This is a genomic window from Bacillus sp. FSL R9-9497 (genome assembly GCF_038005805.1).
Classification (GTDB): Bacteria; Bacillota; Bacilli; order Bacillales; family Bacillaceae_G; genus Bacillus_A; species Bacillus_A cereus.
On record NZ_JBBOTY010000001.1, the window covers coordinates 1,849,110 to 1,865,510 of the forward strand.

The following is a 16,401-nucleotide window of genomic DNA, read 5'->3' on the forward strand; positions in this document are numbered from 1 at the left end:
GGGAATTATGTCAAAAATTTTAGTTTTAGAAGATGAATTAACGATCCGTAGCTTTATTGTTTTAAATTTAAAACGTGCTGGATTTTATGTAATAGAAGCTACTACTGGAGAAGAAGCGTTACAGATTTTGAGTGAACAAACTGTTGATATAGCACTGCTGGATGTAATGTTACCGGGGATTGATGGTTTAGAAGTTTGTAAGGCTATCAGGAAAGAAAATAAAAAAATGGGTATTATTATGTTAACCGCACGTGTACAAGATGAAGATAAGGTGCAAGGACTAGGAATAGGTGCAGATGATTATATTGCAAAACCGTTTAGTCCAGTAGTATTAACTGCACGTATACAGTCTTTATTAAGAAGAATAGAAGTACATGAAGAAAAAACGAATATTGTTACGTCAGGTCCATTTTCGTTAAATATTATAGAAGAAAGATTGTATAAAGATGGACAATTAGTCGATTTAACACCTACAGAGTATATGATATTACAGTATTTAATGAATCAGGCTTCAAAGCCAGTTTCGCGTGATGAAATTTTAAATATGATTTGGGGAACCAATTACGTAGGTGAGACGAAAGTAGTAGATGTAAATATGAGACGGTTACGTCAAAAAATAGAATGTAATCCATCAGAACCTGAATTTATTCTTACGGTGTGGGGAAAAGGATATGTGTGGAAGGAAAGTATGAGATGAAACGGAAAGTGACTTTATATTTTATGACGGTCATTACACTTATGCTTGTATTATTTGAAGTTGTATTTTCAGTCTCAATTTATCGATACTATTATAATGGTATTGTGCAATATATAGAGTCTCATGCGAAAACGAGTACACGTTTTTTTTCAGAATACAATTCACTATACTTTATTCGATTACAAGAATATAGTGGTGACATAATTAGTAGCTTTCAATTAGAAGGAACAGAATTACAGTTAATTGATCGTCACGGCTCGGTTATACAATCTTCAAGTGGTGAAAAGGTAGAAGGTAAAGTGAATATTCCACAATCATTATTAGAAGGTGAAATGTATAATCAAGTTACTACGAAAGGTAATAAAAAACAACTAGAGGTGCTAAGCCCACTTATACATCAAGGACAAACTATTGGTGTTTTAAAATATACGACTGTTTTAACAAATGTAAATAAAAAGATTATTGAAATTATTACGTTTACTATTTCTGTAGGTATTGTTATTTCGGGAGTCGCCTTCTTAATTAGTAGACGTTTGGCAAATTCATTTGTTGAGCCAATTGAATCCATTATTCAAGCCTCTTCACAAATTGCAGAAGGCACATTAAAGCAAAAAATTAAAGAAGATTATCCTGGAGAATTAGGTGACTTGGCACATAGTTTAAATTATATGGCCTATAAAATAGATAAGGCTGAGCAGATGAAAAATGAATTCATTGCTTCTATTTCGCACGAAATACGAACGCCTTTAACAGGAATTAAAGGTTGGAGTGAGACGTTAAAAACAGTAGATCATTTAACAGAAGAAGAAATAAAGCAAGGTATGGGCATTATTTCAGGTGAGACAGATAGGTTGATTCATTTAGTAGAAGAATTGCTAGATTTTTCAAGATTACAATCAAATCATTTTAATTTATATAAACAAAAGGTGCAATTGTACGATATACTAGAGGAGACGATTTGGCAATTAACTCCTAAATCGGAAGAGAAGGAAATTCAATTTATTACTACTATAGACCGAATTGAATTGATGGGAGATCGAAATAGGCTAAAGCAAGTTTTCTTGAATATTGTTCAAAATGCAATTAAGTATTCACATGAAAAAAGCACAATACACATTGAAGCAACTAAAATAGAAGGACAAGCAGTGATTAAGGTAAGAGACGAAGGGATTGGAATTGCTAAAGAACATTTACCATATATTGAGCAATCATTTTACCAAATTAATAATCATGCTGCAGGTGCAGGTATTGGTTTAGCTATCGTTAAAAAAATGGTAGAGCTTCATGGCGGTGCGCTTAGTGTTACAAGCAAAGAAGGAATAGGAACAACAATTTTGATAAAACTCCCATTATAATACAAATAAAATCTATTTATATGGTGAAATAAAAATAAATAGATGTATAATTATATTGGGCGATTTATATATAAGATTAATAGGGAGAGGAATTCGATAGAATGGAAAAAGCTTTAAAAATTAAACAAATAGTAGTCGTTTTAATAGCGATTGCCGCAGTAGCTATTGGGTATTACATGTTTCAATCAATTACTTCACCAGCAAAAGCTGTTGCGAAACAAGAAAATGTAGTGCAGCTTGCAAGTGAACAGCCGAAAGTTGAAATGAATAAAACGGCACCAAGTCGTTTTAATGGAAAAGAAAGAAAAGTTGCTTATCTTACATTTGACGATGGGCCAGGGAAATATACGGCTGAATTATTAAATACGCTAAAACAACATGATGCGAAGGCGACGTTCTTTTTAATTGGAGCGAATGTAAAAGAATTTCCTGATTTAGTGAAACGTGAAAATGCTGAGGGTCATTATGTAGGCATGCATAGTATGACACATAATTTCGCAAAGTTATATAAAAATGGCGAGTATGTAAATGAGATGAAAGAAGATCAAGGTTTAATCGCTAATATTATTGGGAAATCACCTAAATTAACACGTCCTCCATATGGTTCGATGCCTGGATTGAATGAAGGTCTTCGAAATAAAGTGGTAGAAGGCGGATTTAAAGTATGGGATTGGACAATTGATTCATTAGATTGGAGATACAATAAAATGCCAGTTGATGCAGCTGCAGCACAAATTGCTCAAAACGTATTAACAAACGCAACAAAACCACAAGAAGTAATTTTAATGCATGATATTCACCCGCAATCAGTTGCTGCTGTGCCAGCAATTTTAAAGGGGCTAAAAGAAAAAGGTTATGAGTTTGAAGCTTATCATGAAGAGAGTCACTTCCCAGTGAACTTCTGGCATGATAACCGTATGTAATGGAGGAATTGACGTTGAAGTATGGAAAAGTAGCAGTAGTTGGAGCGTTATCAGTAGGGTTGTTAACAGGTTGTTTCGGTGAAAAGCCAGAAGAAAATTTATATACAGCTTTTGAAACAGCAGCAACACAAGAAAAATCTTTAGTGGATGAAGCAAAAAAATTAGAGCAGTTAGAGAAACAAGGCCAAGAATTATATTCTCAAATTTTGCAAGAAGGCAAAGATCATAATGAAGCAGTTGTGAAGAAACTAGAGCAAGCTACTGCAAATGTAGATGATCGTGAAAAAGTATTGAAAAATGAAAAAGAAATGCTAGAAAAAGCTCAGAAAGAAACAAAATCTGTACAAGGAAATATAGAGAAGCTTGAAGATAAAAAGTTACAAAAACAAGCAAAAGCAGTAGAAGAGTCGTATAAGAATCGTTATGATGCATTCCAAAAGATGAATGAAAATTACACGAAAGTGTTAGCGACTGAAAAAGAACTGTATGAAAAATTAAAAGTAAAAGAAACGAAATTAAAAGAAATCGGTGAAAAAGTTAAAACTGTTAATGAATTAAATGTGGAAGCACAAAAGTCGAAAGAGCAGTTTAACAAATTTACAAAAGAGTATAATGACAGTAAATTAGCATTCTACAAAGATGCAGAAATTAAGATTAAAGATCAGAAATAAAGAAGAATCTAAAGTGTAATAAAAAGCCGGAGAAACATCGTTATAAATGTTTTTTCGGTTTTTTACGTTAAATGAATAGAAAAGACTGGAATTGATATCATAAAAGAGTTATAGTGAGTTATTCTAAGGGAAACATTGTAAAGTAAGGAGAATGGGAATATGTCATATGAATTTTTACTCAAATTAGGTTTAGCACTCTTTTTAGGATTATTCATCGGGATAGATAGGCAGCTAAAGAATAAACCACTTGGTGTGAAAACAAGTATGGTTATTTCTGTAGCAAGTTGTTTAATTACGATGGTTTCAATTGAATCTGTGCATGTATATTCTGTTCCAGGACATACAAATATGGATCCGATGCGACTGGCCGCTCAAATTGTTAGTGGAATTGGTTTTCTTGGCGCAGGTGTCATTTTACGAAGAAGTAATGACGTTATTTCTGGATTAACAACAGCTTCTATGGTGTGGGCTGCTTCAGCTTTAGGAATCGCAATTGGTGCAGGATTTTATTTACAAGCGACAGTTGCTATGGTTTTAATTATTTTAGCGATTAATGTACTTCCGCAACTTGTGAAAATTGCAGGACCGTATTCATTAAGACAAAAGGATTTATCTATAAAAATTACTGTTAAAGAGCATCATGAATTAGATGGTATATTTAAGCAAATTAAAAATTTAGGCATGCATGTGAAACGCGTGAAAATTAAAGATATAGATAGTGGAGCATTTCAGCAACTGGAGATGGTTATTTTAGCTCCAGAAGATTTATATACAACAGAGTTATATAGTTCCCTGAAAGAGATTGATCGAGTAGTTTCAGTTGAAGTGGAAAGTAGATAATTGTGATAAAAAAGAGTGAAGTGAATTGAACTGCACCCCAATTGTTAGACACAGTCTAACAATTGGAGGTGCAGTTTTTCTATGGCTAAATTTACAGCTGATGAAAAAATACAAATCGTTCTACGTTATTTGAACGGGAATGAAAGTTATCGAGAAATGGGTAGATCGCTCGGTATAAGTGACACAATCATTTTGAATTGGGTAAACCAATATAAACAGAATGGTCTGGAAGCTTTTCTAAAACGATGTACAAATTACACACAACAATTTAAACTAGACGTACTAAACTTTATGATTGAAAACGGTATGTCCTTATTTGAGACGGCAGCTATTTTTAATATTCCTGCCCCTTCAACGATTTCTGTTTGGAAAAAACAGCTTGAAACACAAGGAATTGATGCCCTTCAATCTAAGAAAAAGGGGCGTCCATCCATGAAAAAAGATTCAAATAAACAATTAAAACAACCTTTAGCTGAAGGGTCAGTCGAAGCACTTGAAGCACGCATTAAACAGCTTGAGATGGAAAATGAGTACTTAAAAAAGTTAAATGCCTTAGTTCAAAACAAGGAAAAATCACAAAACAAGACAAAGCGCAAGTAGTCTATGAATTAAGGCATAAATATTCGGTGAAGGCACTTGTGGAGCTAGCTACTATTCCTCGAAGCACGTATTATGATTTAGTAAAGAAAATGAATCGTCCAGATGTAGATGCCGATTTGAAAGCTGAGATTAAAGCGATTTATGAGGAAAATGAAGGTCGTTATGGTTACCGTCGCATTCGTGATGAATTAACGAATCGTGGCCAGAAAGTGAACCACAAGAAGGTTCAGCGCATTATGAAAGAGCTTGGGTTAAAGTGTGTCGTGCGTATGAAGAAATATAAATCCTATAAAGGAAAAGTCGGTAGAATCGCACCTAATATTTTAGAGCGTAATTTTCATACAGATGCACCGAATCAAAAGTGGGTAACAGACATCACAGAGTTTAAATTGTTTGGAGAAAAACTGTATGTATCACCTGTATTAGATTTGTATAATGGTGAAATTATTACCTATACAATTGGTTCTAGACCGACGTATTCGCTTGTTTCAGACATGTTAGAGAAAGCATTGGAACGTTTACCTGAAACCCACCAGCTACTGATGCATTCGGATCAAGGATGGCATTATCAAATGGGACAGTACGTCCGGACACTTGAATCAAGAGCTATCGTCCAGAGTATGTCTCGAAAAGGCAACTGTTACGACAACGCAGTAATAGAAAATTTCTTTGGGATTATGAAGTCGGAGTTCCTCTACATAAAAGAATTTGAAAATGTAGAGCACTTTAAAATAGAATTAGAAAAATATATAGATTATTATAATACGAAACGGATTAAGGCAAAATTAAAAATGAGCCCGGTACAATACCGGACTCACTTTTATCAAGCTGCCTAATGAAATAACCGTGTCTAACTTTTAGGGGTCACTTCAAATTCACTCTTTTTTATTTGGATTTTTAAGGAATGAAATTGATATAATGATGAGTAATAAGGGGAGAGAAATGATGGGAATACATATTAGAAGAGCAATAAAGGATGATATACAAGGTATAGCAAAGGTGCATGTCGATAGTTGGAAGACAGCGTATAAAGGGATATTTGCTGACGAAATTCTAGATAATATAGCATATGAGAAACGAGAAAAACAATGGGAAGATATTTTTCAAAAAGAAGGTAATCATCAATTTAGATTTGTAGCAGAGAATTTAAATGGAGAAATAGTTGGATTCATCGATGGGGGGATAGAAAGAACTGATACATATAATTGTGATGGAGAATTATATGCAATCTACCTTTTACAACAGTATCAAGGAATGAAAATAGGACAAAAGTTATTTCAAGCGTTACTATCAGAATGTGTAAAGAATGATATGCAATCACTTTTAGTTTGGGTTGTTACGAATAATCCTTCTAAAAAGTTTTATGAAAAATTTAACCCAGAAAAAATTGATACAAAATTTTTAGAGCGATTACAGGTAGAAGAGACAGCATATTGCTGGAGAGATATAAATAATATTATTATGTAAACTTTATGTTTGAAAGAGGTATACCAATTAAGGTATACCTCTTTTGTTTAACCATTTTGGATAGATTACTAATGAAAAATAGTAAGTATGTAGTTTGAAGCTGAGTATTTTTTTTGTGTATTTTTAACTAGATTAAAGAAAAGGGGGAAAACAAGGAAAATTAAATCAGATAAAAAAATTCTGAAATATACTCTTGAATTGAATATTATTATCAATTAGAATCATAATTGATAACGACATTCAATTATCGTTTATTATATAAAATTTCGATAGCTTTAATATAAAGAGGAGGACCAACATGCAGCTTGCGAAACAAATCGCAGAACATGCAACATTACAAAGCTTTTTAAACTGTTATTTAAGAGAAACAGGGAGTGGAGAATGGATTACAGAGGATGAAAGAATGAAAAGTATCTTCAGTAATACGTTGAATAGAGATACAGTCCCCACATATTTATGTTGTCGGCTATCGGCACAGAACGTTACTTTGTATGGAGAAGTTATATATAAATCACCAACAGATCGCCATTTGTTTGGAGAACAATTTTATTATCAAATTGGAGATAGTAATTCTGTTATTACAGCAGATTACGTTACAGTTATTACGTTTTTAATAAAAGAGATGTCGATCAACTACGGAGAAGGAACGAATCCTGCGGAACTTATGCTTCGAGTTATCCGTAGTTGTCAAAATATTGAGGAATTTACAAAAGAGAGAATAGAAGATACATCCGCATTATACGGTTTCCATACAACTTTTATAGAAGCGGAGCAGTCTTTATTATTTGGGCATTTAACTCATCCTACACCAAAGAGTAGACAGGGGATATTGGATTGGAAAAGTGCAATGTATTCTCCAGAATTAAAAGGGGAATGTCAGCTTCATTATTTTCGGGCACATAAAAGTATAGTAAATGAAAAATCATTATTATCAGATTCTATAACAACGATTATAAAAGAAGAATTAAGTAATGATGAGATGGTTAGTAAGGAATTTATAGCGAAGTACTGTAAGGAAGATCAATATGCATTAATTCCAATTCATCCGCTTCAGGCAGAATGGCTCTTGCATCAAGCTTACGTACAAGATTGGATAATTCAAGAATTGCTTGAGTATATTGGTCCTGTAGGTAAGTATTATATGGCAACATCATCACTAAGGACGCTATATCATCCCAATTCGAAGTATATGCTTAAGTTTTCATTTCCGGTGAAAGTAACGAATTCAATGCGTATTAATAAACTGAAAGAACTTGAGAGTGGTCTTGAAGGGAAGGAAATGTTAAATACGGCTATTGGTGAAGTACGAGAAAGATTTCCAGGATTTGATTTTATTTGTGATCCAGCCTTTATTACATTAAATTATGGAACACAAGAATCTGGATTTGAAGTGATTATTCGTGAGAATCCTTTTTATAGCGAACATGCAAACGACGCAACATTAATTGCTGGGCTAGTTCAAGACGCTATACCTGGGGAGCGTACGCGGTTATCGAATATTATTCATCGCCTAGCAGATTTAGAAAGTAAAAGCTGTGAAGAAGTAAGCTTAGAGTGGTTTAGACGATATATGAATATTTCTTTAAAGCCAATGGTATGGATGTATTTACAGTATGGTGTTGCATTAGAAGCTCATCAGCAAAATAGCGTTGTTCAGCTAAAAGATGGTTATCCGGTCAAATATTATTTCCGTGATAATCAAGGATTTTATTTCTGTAATTCAATGAAAGAGATGCTTAATAATGAATTAGCTGGTATTGGAGAACGTACTGGAAATTTATATGACGACTATATTGTGGATGAGAGATTTCGTTACTACTTAATTTTCAATCATATGTTTGGCCTCATTAATGGTTTTGGCACAGCAGGATTAATTAAGGAGGAAATTCTTCTCTCGGAATTAAGGTCTGTACTTGAATCATTCCTTCCATATAACCGGGAACCTTCTACATTTTTAAGAGAATTATTGGACGAAGATAAGTTAGCGTGTAAAGCAAATTTACTAACGAGATTTTTCGATGTCGATGAGTTAAGTAATCCATTGGAGCAAGCTATTTATGTGCAAGTACATAATCCACTCGTTAGAGAAGTGGCTGTTCGTTCATAAATAACGTTAAAATTTCACGTAATACAAATAATGGTATTTTGTCATAAGGTGGAGGGTTTTATGAGAGTGGACATGTATCATACGAAAGTATTGAAGGCGCTCGAATCAGAAGATTACATTTCAGTACGAAGAAGAGTGCTACGTCAATTAGTAGAATCGTTAATTTATGAGGGGATTATTACACCGGTTCGCATAGAAAAAGAAGAACAACTTCTTTTTCTAATACAAGGACTTGATGAAGAAGGCAAAAGTGTCACGTACAAATGCTATGGCAGGGAACGGATGACATTTGGACGTATTTCGTTAGACTCATTAATAGTAAGAGTTCAAGATGAACAGCAAGAAATACAATCTGTCTCGCAATTTCTAGAAGAAGTTTTTCGGGTTACTAGTGTAGAACAAGCTAAATTAGATTCTTTTATACACGAATTAGAACAAACAATATTTAAAGACACGATTGCACAATATGAAAGAAATAATAAGAGAGAATATACTCAAAAATCTTACGATGAGTTTGAAAGCCATTTAATAGACGGCCATCCATATCATCCTAGTTATAAAGCACGTGTTGGATTTCAATATCGTGACAATTTTCAATATGGTTATGAATTTATGCAGCCAATAAAACTCATATGGATTGCAGCGCATAAGAATTATGCGACTGTAGGTTATGAGAATGAAGTGATGTATAACAACCTTTTAAAAGAGGAGATTGGCGATCGTAAATTAGAAGAGTTTATGGAACGAATTCGTAATAAGGGATGTAATCCAAAACAGTACGTGTTTATACCTGTTCACCCATGGCAGTGGGTGAATTTCATCATTTCAAATTATGCGGATCATATACAGGGGAAATTTATTATTTATTTAGGAACATCTGAGGACGATTATTGCGCGCAACAGTCAATGAGAACATTAAGAAATATTACGAGTCCAAAGAAACCGTACGTTAAATTATCGATGAATTTACTCAACACTTCAACACTTCGTACGCTGAAACCATACTCTGTTGTGAGTGCACCAGCAATATCAAATTGGTTAAATGATGTTGTAAGTAATGACGCCTATTTAATGGATGAAGCACGTTTAATCTTGTTAAATGAGTTTTCCAGTGTAACGTATGACACGAATAAGAAAGCTATATATGGTTCATTAGGATGTATTTGGCGCGAAAGCATTCATAAGTATTTAGATGCACAAGAAGATGCAATTCCTTTTAATGGTTTATACGCTAAAGAGAAAAATGGTACACCAATTATTGATGCGTGGTTGAATAAATATGGAATGAAGGATTGGCTACAATTACTTATTCAAAAAGCGATAATACCAGTTATACATCTTGTTGTAGAGCATGGCATCGCACTGGAATCACATGGACAAAATATGATTCTAGTCCATAAAGAAGGGGTGCCTGTTCGTATTGCGTTAAAGGATTTTCATGAAGGGCTTGAGTTTTATCGTCCATATTTGAAAGAAGTTGACAAATGTCCCGACTTTACTAAAATGCATAAAACATATGCGAATGGAAAAATGAATGATTTCTTTGAAATGGATCGCATTGAATGTTTGCAAGAGATGGTGTTAGATGCACTATTTCTGTTTAATTTAGGAGAATTAGCATTCGTACTTGCGGATGAGTATGGATTGAAAGAAGAACATTTTTGGATGATGGTTGTTGAAGAAATTGAAAATCATTTAAGAATATATCCACATTTGAAAGGTAGATTTGAAAATATTCAATTATATGCACCTACATTCTATGCTGAACAATTAACGAAACGTCGATTATATATGGATCTGGAATCGCTTGTTCATGAAGTTCCAAATCCATTGTATAGAGTAAGACAACTTATGAAACAAAAATCAGCTGTTACAGGGGGAAATTATGCTAATCGTTAATAAACAAGAGTATAGCAAAAGTGATTTTGAATCGAGATTACAAGTTTATGAGGAAATGGAACAATTTAAAGAAGCAGAAGGAAATAGATTTGCACTTTGTCTGAAAGATCCATTCGATATTATTACGATTGTGTTTTTCTTAAAAGAAAAGAAATCATCAGTATTACTTATACATGAAGATACACCAAAAGAAACAGCTATTGAAATGGCAAAGCGTGCAAATTGTGTAGGAATTTTATATGGAGAATATGGCGATTGTACAAAATTAGAAGTAGGGAACTTTTTACTAGAAGAGCCTTCTTTACTGCAATATAGTTCTGGAACTACAGGGGAACCGAAACTAATTCGTAGAGCATGGACGGAAGTTGATACGGAAATTACCGCTTATAATGAAGCTTTAAACTGTGAAGTAGATGAAGTGCCAATCGTTATGGCTCCTGTTTCACATTCATACGGACTAATATGTGGTACTTTATCAGCAATTACGAGGGGGAGCCAGCCTGTAATCATTACGAATAAAAATCCTAAATTCGCATTAAATATAGTTCGCAATACAGAAAAACATATTATATATGCAGTACCACTTATGTTACACATTATGGGGAGTTTTCCATTAGGAACGTTCCAGTTTCATAAAATTATGACATCAGGATCGCCTTTGCCAGAAGCACTATTTTATAAACTAAAAGAAATGACAACATATATGATGCAGCAATATGGTTGTTCTGAAGCAGGTTGTATTAGTATATGTCATGATATGAAGAGCCATTTAGATTTAGGAAACCCTCTACCTCATGCGAGTATAAGCATAGGTTCAGATGAAAATGCACCGGAAGAAATCGTCGTGAAAATGAATGATAAGGAAATCTTCACGAAAGATTTAGGGTATAAATCTGAGCGTGGCATTCATTTTATGGGGCGTATGGACGATGTAATTAATGTTTCGGGATTAAAAGTCTTTCCTATAGAGGTAGAAGAAACGATGCTTCGATTGGAAGGTGTTCAAGAGGCAATTGTATATCGAGGGAAACATCCTGTCATGGGCGAAATAGTTAAAGCGAAAGTGATCTCTCATGTTGATCCAGTACAAATAAGAGAATGGTGTATTCAGCACTTACCTTCTTATAAAGTTCCCCATGAAATTGAAAGTGTAAATGAAATTCCTAAAAATAAAACTGGAAAAGTAAGTAGAAAGTTACTAGAGATGGGAGAGGTTACAACATGAGACGGGAAGCGTTAAAGAATGCCGTGTTAAAAATTATGATTGAAAAAATGGAACTGAAAAATGTAACGCATTTAGAAGAAACGATGCGCTTAAATCAAGATTTATATATAGATTCGGTAATGATGTTACAGCTTATTGTATACATAGAAATGGATGTAAAGCTATGCGTTCCAGAGGATGAGGTAGATCCAAAGGCATTTCTTACTGTAGGATCTTTGCTTGATTTTATGGAGGAGTTACAGGAAATAAATGTGAATAACTAACCTTTAGGAAAGTGGATGAGAGTATGACTTCAATTAAAGTGCACTGTTTAGTGAGTTGTTTTTGTGAAATTATAAAAAGGCGTAGCGACATTGATTTTCGTCCATTTTATTTTGGACTATGGGATGGAGATTTTGATATAACAGAAGGCGGAATTATTTCATATCACTCTGAAAACATTAACCATGATCATTATTTACTTTGGTTTGAAAAATTGTACGGTATTAAAGTAAACGAATGGTATGATCATGCAAAAGATAAAGATAGCAATGTAGAAACGTTTTTAGAATTAGTAGAAAACAAGCCGGAAAATCGTTATGTCATTGTAATGGTTGATATGTCTCTATTACCAGAGAGGGAAAATAAATTTCATCAAAAACCGTTTCCACATTATTTAATGATATCAAAAACAGAGAAAGAAGAAGAGTGGTTCATGCTAGATCCTGATTTTCGTTGGGAAGGAAATATGGAAAGAGAAAAAGTACTTCACTCTATTCAAGATAACCCATTTGGTGGAGGGTATTTCATTGATATAGAAGGAATTGGGGAGCCAACGCAAGAAACAGTAGCTAGTTATTTCACAGAAACATTCAAAAAGAACGACAATGAACTGACTATGGAGCTGAAAAATTTAATTGTAAAAATGGCAAATGAGGAAGAAGGATATGCGCTTTCTGGACTTGTAGCAGCAGTAAAACAAATACCAGTACTTGCAATTCGTAAATATAGTTATGAGCATGCCTTTGCATACTTCCGTGAAACGTTGCAATATTCGGAGCAAGAATTTGATTATTGGTGTGATCGGGTAGAGGATATTGTACAAGGATTTACAAATGTACAGTATCGTGCAATTAAAATGGCAATGACGAATAATAAAGGTATGCTAGTATCGATTATTGAAAAACTGGATGAAATGAATGCAATTGAACTGCAAATTAAGAAGGAATTAGAGAGACAGTTTCTATCATGGAAAGGTATGAAAACAAATCAGTCTGTCGCAACTTTTTAATAAGCTAACTGAATTTAAGATAGGGGAGTTTAATGCTATGAAATATTCGCTATGTACCATTTCATTTCGTCATCAATTAATTTCATTTACTGATATTGTTCAATTTGCATATGAAAACGGTTTTGAAGGAATTGAATTGTGGGGGACTCATGCACAAAATTTGTATATACAAGAACGCGAAACGACAGAACGAGAATTGACTTTTCTAAAGGATAAAAACTTAGAAATTACGATGATAAGTGATTACTTAGATATATCATTATCAGCAGATTTTGAAAAAACGATAGAGAAAAGTGAACAACTTGTAGTACTAGCTAATTGGTTTAATACGAATAAAATTCGCACGTTTGCTGGGCAAAAAGGGAGCAAGGACTTCTCGGAACAAGAGAGAAAAGAGTATGTGAAGCGAATACGTAAGATTTGTGATGTGTTTGCTCAGCACAATATGTATGTGCTGTTAGAAACACATCCCAATACACTAACGGACACATTGCCTTCTACTATAGAACTATTAGAAGAAGTAAATCATCCGAATTTAAAAATAAATCTTGATTTTCTTCATATATGGGAGTCTGGCGCAGATCCAATAGACAGTTTCCATCGATTAAAGCCGTGGACACTACATTACCATTTTAAGAATATATCTTCAGCGGATTATTTGCATGTGTTTGAACCTAATAATGTATATGCTGCAGCAGGAAGTCGTATTGGTATGGTTCCGTTATTTGAAGGTATTGTAAATTATGATGAGATTATTCAGGAAGTGAGAGGTACGGATCTTTTTGCTTCCTTAGAATGGTTTGGACATAATGCAAAAGAGATATTAAAAGAAGAAATGAAAGTATTAATAAATAGAAAATTAGAAGTAGTAACTTCGTAATGTGAAATGATGTGAGAGTCTCGTTTTAGAGGCTCTTTTTTTATGGTAAAAAATAACCAAAAATTTCCATGTATTTTAATTTGAATTTAACACAATTTATATATAAATAAGGAGGTGATTGGTAATGGCTAGAAATCGTAATTCTAATCAATTAGCATCACATGGAGCACAAGCAGCTTTAGATCAAATGAAATATGAAATTGCACAAGAGTTTGGTGTACAACTTGGCGCTGATACTTCTTCACGTGCAAACGGTTCTGTAGGCGGTGAAATTACAAAACGCCTTGTAGCGATGGCAGAACAACAACTTGGTGGCGGATATACTCGCTAATTGTAGAAGGTTATAGGAGAAAGGAAGGATTCTTCCTTTCTTTTTTTTTCAATTAATTGGTATGGATATATTGTGAACTGGATTCAAAGAATAGGAATAATACTATAATTTCCCCAATTTCTTTTGTTGTGAATGGGAAGTAGTAAAGATGTAATAGCCCTGGTGGAATGAAAAGTTACGTTCCAGCGGGGCTATTATATGGTAAGAAATATATGATGAAAGGTTTCGAAGCCAACATGTTAAAAAAAGAAAACTGTTGTTTAATTGCGCTTGCATCAGTTCCACTTGTTATGACATTAGGGAATTCAATGCTCATCCCAATTCTGCCGACTATTGAAAAGAAATTACATATTTCATCGTTTCAAGTATCCATGATTATTACAATTTACTCTATCGTAGCTATTCTACTTATACCGATTGCTGGTTATTTATCAGATAGATGGGGACGAAAGATGGTAATGGTTCCGAGTTTGCTGATTGCAGCTATAGGAGGAGCGATAACTGGTTGGGTATCTTGGAAAGTTGATAATCCCTACAATTGGATATTGATTGGTAGAGCGATTCAAGGTATTGGTGCTGCTGGTGCAATGCCAGTTGTTATACCGTGTGTTGGTGATTTATACAAAGACGAAAAACAAGTTAGTACAGGTTTAGGAATCATAGAAACATCCAATACATTTGGGAAAGTACTGAGCCCTATTTTAGGGTCTGCTCTTGCTGCCGTTGTATGGTTCTTACCATTTTGGGCGATTCCAATTTTATGCGTAGTATCAATTGTTTTATTACTTGTTCTAGTAAAGGCAAAGAAACAAGAAGGAGAAGTCCCACCACTTAAAGAGTTTATAAAATCTATTCTGTCTACGTTTCGAGAAAAAGGAAGATGGTTAATTGCCATTTTTGCATTAGGTGCAATTATTATGCTTATTTTATTCGGAATTCTCTTTTATTTGTCGACTATACTGGAATCAAAGTATGACATTCATGGTATATGGAAAGGGTGTGTGCTTGCTATTCCGTTACTTGTACTGTCACTTAGTTCATATATGGCCGGTAAAAAAATTGGAGATAATCAAAATGTTATGAAGAAGTGTATTTATATTGGTTTTTTAATGGCAGCTGCATCAGTCATCATTCCTTTATTTATAAAAGGGATTTATTTACTACTTCTTTGTCTCGTTATTATGGGGATAGGGATTGGTATGGCACTCCCATGTTTAGATGCCCTCATTACACAAGGAATTGAAAAGGAGCAAAGGGGAACGGTTACGTCATTTTACAGTTCAATGCGATTTATCGGTGTAGCAGCTGGACCACCTTTATATTCTTTTTTCATGAAAGGGGCGGACCATGAAGTGTTTTATTTGACAAGTATTTTCGCTGCCATTGGTGCTGTCATAGCAATCATTTGGATTAAACCAGCAAAGGATGCAAAGGTGGTAAAACAGAAACCGGAACCTACTTCATAATTTGTAAGAGAATTGCATGATGTTTTGAGAAACATGCAATTCTCTTTCGTTCATTAAGAATAAATAACTTGTTTTAACATATAAAGTGCGACACCCCATATGATGAGGCCAGAAAATTTATTTAATAATAAAATTGTCTTTCCGGTTGAGTCTAGTCTTTTTAGAAATTTCCCCGCTAAAGCTAAGCTTATAAACCAAATCCAAGAAACGATAATAGTTGCAAGTGTGAAAGCCCATTTTTCACTTCCTATGTATTGAATAGAATTTGTTCCAATTACACCGATTGTGTCTAAAATAGCATGTGGATTTAATAACGAAACTGATGCTGCGAAAAGGATTTGCTTTTTTAAGGGCATACTTTTTTCTTGTTTTACATCGTTGGAAGGATTACTTCTCCAAATAACAAAGCCCATGTATAGGAGAAAGAAAAATCCAATTATATATAATGAGTTAGTTAGCCAAGAAAAAGTAAGGAGTACAAGGGAGACACCTTGCACTGCAATCAATATGAGTAACGTATCACATATAGAGGCAGTTAATACTACAGGGGCTGCCCTCCAAATGTTTGGTTGGCTCGCACCTTGGTTAAAGACAAAAACATTTTGTACACCTAATGGAATGATAAGTCCAAATGCAAGAATGATACCATGAATAATTGCTTCACTCATCA

The 16,401-nt window shown here is 34.0% G+C and carries 16 protein-coding genes; 15 read left to right on the forward strand and 1 reads right to left on the reverse strand.

Features of this window, described 5'->3' with window-relative positions; all coding sequences use genetic code 11:
- The first annotated feature begins 7 nt into the window (after window positions 1–7).
- The 15 genes from MKY21_RS09585 to MKY21_RS09655 all read left to right on the forward strand — a co-directional run bounded on the left by MKY21_RS09585 (window position 8) and on the right by MKY21_RS09655 (window position 15,731).
- On the forward strand, window positions 8–697 hold the full coding sequence (locus tag MKY21_RS09585) for a response regulator transcription factor (protein WP_000036071.1): 690 nt from the start codon (window positions 8–10) through the stop codon (window positions 695–697).
- A complete protein-coding gene (locus MKY21_RS09590; RefSeq protein ID WP_000824531.1) occupies window positions 694–2,052 on the forward strand; it encodes a sensor histidine kinase in 1,359 nt (452 codons plus the stop codon). The genes MKY21_RS09585 and MKY21_RS09590 overlap by 4 nt, the downstream gene beginning before the upstream one ends.
- A 101-nt stretch (window positions 2,053–2,153) precedes the next feature.
- Window positions 2,154–2,975: a peptidoglycan-N-acetylglucosamine deacetylase gene (locus MKY21_RS09595; protein ID WP_000409484.1), complete on the forward strand. Its 822-nt coding sequence runs from the start codon at window positions 2,154–2,156 to the stop codon at window positions 2,973–2,975.
- A 14-nt stretch (window positions 2,976–2,989) separates the two neighbouring features.
- On the forward strand, window positions 2,990–3,646 hold the full coding sequence (locus MKY21_RS09600; protein ID WP_000873574.1) for a YkyA family protein: 657 nt from the start codon (window positions 2,990–2,992) through the stop codon (window positions 3,644–3,646).
- 159 nt (window positions 3,647–3,805) lie between these two features.
- Window positions 3,806–4,486: an MgtC/SapB family protein gene (locus tag MKY21_RS09605; RefSeq protein WP_000119510.1), complete on the forward strand. Its 681-nt coding sequence runs from the start codon at window positions 3,806–3,808 to the stop codon at window positions 4,484–4,486.
- An 81-nt stretch (window positions 4,487–4,567) separates the two neighbouring features.
- A protein-coding gene (locus MKY21_RS09610; RefSeq protein WP_325764816.1) for an IS3 family transposase occupies window positions 4,568–5,922 on the forward strand; the annotation gives its coding sequence in 2 pieces (ribosomal slippage) (window positions 4,568–5,021 and window positions 5,021–5,922; 1,356 coding nt in all).
- 106 nt (window positions 5,923–6,028) lie between these two features.
- The gene (locus MKY21_RS09615) at window positions 6,029–6,553 is read left to right on the forward strand and encodes a GNAT family N-acetyltransferase (RefSeq protein WP_033682813.1); all 525 of its coding nucleotides are present in this window, start codon (window positions 6,029–6,031) and stop codon (window positions 6,551–6,553) included.
- Window positions 6,554–6,851: 298 nt separating this feature from the next.
- A complete protein-coding gene (locus tag MKY21_RS09620) occupies window positions 6,852–8,660 on the forward strand; it encodes an IucA/IucC family protein (RefSeq protein ID WP_341076065.1) in 1,809 nt (602 codons plus the stop codon).
- Window positions 8,661–8,720: 60 nt separating this feature from the next.
- The gene (locus MKY21_RS09625; protein ID WP_341076067.1) at window positions 8,721–10,559 is read left to right on the forward strand and encodes an IucA/IucC family protein; all 1,839 of its coding nucleotides are present in this window, start codon (window positions 8,721–8,723) and stop codon (window positions 10,557–10,559) included.
- Entirely contained in the window at window positions 10,546–11,784 is a 1,239-nt protein-coding gene (locus tag MKY21_RS09630) for an AMP-binding protein (RefSeq protein ID WP_000909578.1), read from the forward strand. The genes MKY21_RS09625 and MKY21_RS09630 overlap by 14 nt, the downstream gene beginning before the upstream one ends.
- On the forward strand, window positions 11,781–12,047 hold the full coding sequence (gene asbD, locus MKY21_RS09635; protein WP_001250561.1) for a petrobactin biosynthesis protein AsbD: 267 nt from the start codon (window positions 11,781–11,783) through the stop codon (window positions 12,045–12,047). Before MKY21_RS09630 ends, asbD begins: the two co-directional genes overlap by 4 nt.
- 23 nt (window positions 12,048–12,070) lie before the next feature.
- On the forward strand, window positions 12,071–13,054 hold the full coding sequence (locus MKY21_RS09640; protein ID WP_000200704.1) for a DUF6005 family protein: 984 nt from the start codon (window positions 12,071–12,073) through the stop codon (window positions 13,052–13,054).
- A gap of 37 nt (window positions 13,055–13,091) precedes the next feature.
- Window positions 13,092–13,934 (forward strand): sugar phosphate isomerase/epimerase family protein, encoded by an 843-nt coding sequence (locus MKY21_RS09645; RefSeq protein ID WP_000877670.1) that lies wholly within the window; start codon window positions 13,092–13,094, stop codon window positions 13,932–13,934.
- 124 nt (window positions 13,935–14,058) lie between these two features.
- Window positions 14,059–14,265: an alpha/beta-type small acid-soluble spore protein gene (locus MKY21_RS09650; protein WP_000113545.1), complete on the forward strand. Its 207-nt coding sequence runs from the start codon at window positions 14,059–14,061 to the stop codon at window positions 14,263–14,265.
- Between the two features lie 236 nt (window positions 14,266–14,501).
- Entirely contained in the window at window positions 14,502–15,731 is a 1,230-nt protein-coding gene (locus MKY21_RS09655; RefSeq protein WP_044795802.1) for an MFS transporter, read from the forward strand.
- 53 nt (window positions 15,732–15,784) lie between these two features.
- Here MKY21_RS09655 and MKY21_RS09660 read toward each other — a convergent pair whose 3' ends face one another.
- A complete protein-coding gene (locus tag MKY21_RS09660; RefSeq protein WP_001287303.1) occupies window positions 15,785–16,399 on the reverse strand; it encodes a LysE/ArgO family amino acid transporter in 615 nt (204 codons plus the stop codon).
- Window positions 16,400–16,401 lie beyond the last annotated feature (2 nt).

Coding starts and splice junctions, on each gene's coding strand:
- MKY21_RS09585 (WP_000036071.1), top strand. CDS start 8: ATGTCAAAAATTTTAGTTTTAGAAGATGAATTAACGATCCGTAGCTTT.
- MKY21_RS09590 (WP_000824531.1), top strand. CDS start 694: ATGAAACGGAAAGTGACTTTATATTTTATGACGGTCATTACACTTATG.
- MKY21_RS09595 (WP_000409484.1), top strand. CDS start 2,154: ATGGAAAAAGCTTTAAAAATTAAACAAATAGTAGTCGTTTTAATAGCG.
- MKY21_RS09605 (WP_000119510.1), top strand. CDS start 3,806: ATGTCATATGAATTTTTACTCAAATTAGGTTTAGCACTCTTTTTAGGA.
- MKY21_RS09615 (WP_033682813.1), top strand. CDS start 6,029: ATGATGGGAATACATATTAGAAGAGCAATAAAGGATGATATACAAGGT.
- MKY21_RS09620 (WP_341076065.1), top strand. CDS start 6,852: ATGCAGCTTGCGAAACAAATCGCAGAACATGCAACATTACAAAGCTTT.
- MKY21_RS09625 (WP_341076067.1), top strand. CDS start 8,721: ATGAGAGTGGACATGTATCATACGAAAGTATTGAAGGCGCTCGAATCA.
- MKY21_RS09630 (WP_000909578.1), top strand. CDS start 10,546: ATGCTAATCGTTAATAAACAAGAGTATAGCAAAAGTGATTTTGAATCG.
- asbD (WP_001250561.1), top strand. CDS start 11,781: ATGAGACGGGAAGCGTTAAAGAATGCCGTGTTAAAAATTATGATTGAA.
- MKY21_RS09640 (WP_000200704.1), top strand. CDS start 12,071: ATGACTTCAATTAAAGTGCACTGTTTAGTGAGTTGTTTTTGTGAAATT.
- MKY21_RS09645 (WP_000877670.1), top strand. CDS start 13,092: ATGAAATATTCGCTATGTACCATTTCATTTCGTCATCAATTAATTTCA.
- MKY21_RS09650 (WP_000113545.1), top strand. CDS start 14,059: ATGGCTAGAAATCGTAATTCTAATCAATTAGCATCACATGGAGCACAA.
- MKY21_RS09655 (WP_044795802.1), top strand. CDS start 14,502: ATGTTAAAAAAAGAAAACTGTTGTTTAATTGCGCTTGCATCAGTTCCA.
- MKY21_RS09660 (WP_001287303.1), bottom strand. CDS start 16,399: ATGAGTGAAGCAATTATTCATGGTATCATTCTTGCATTTGGACTTATC.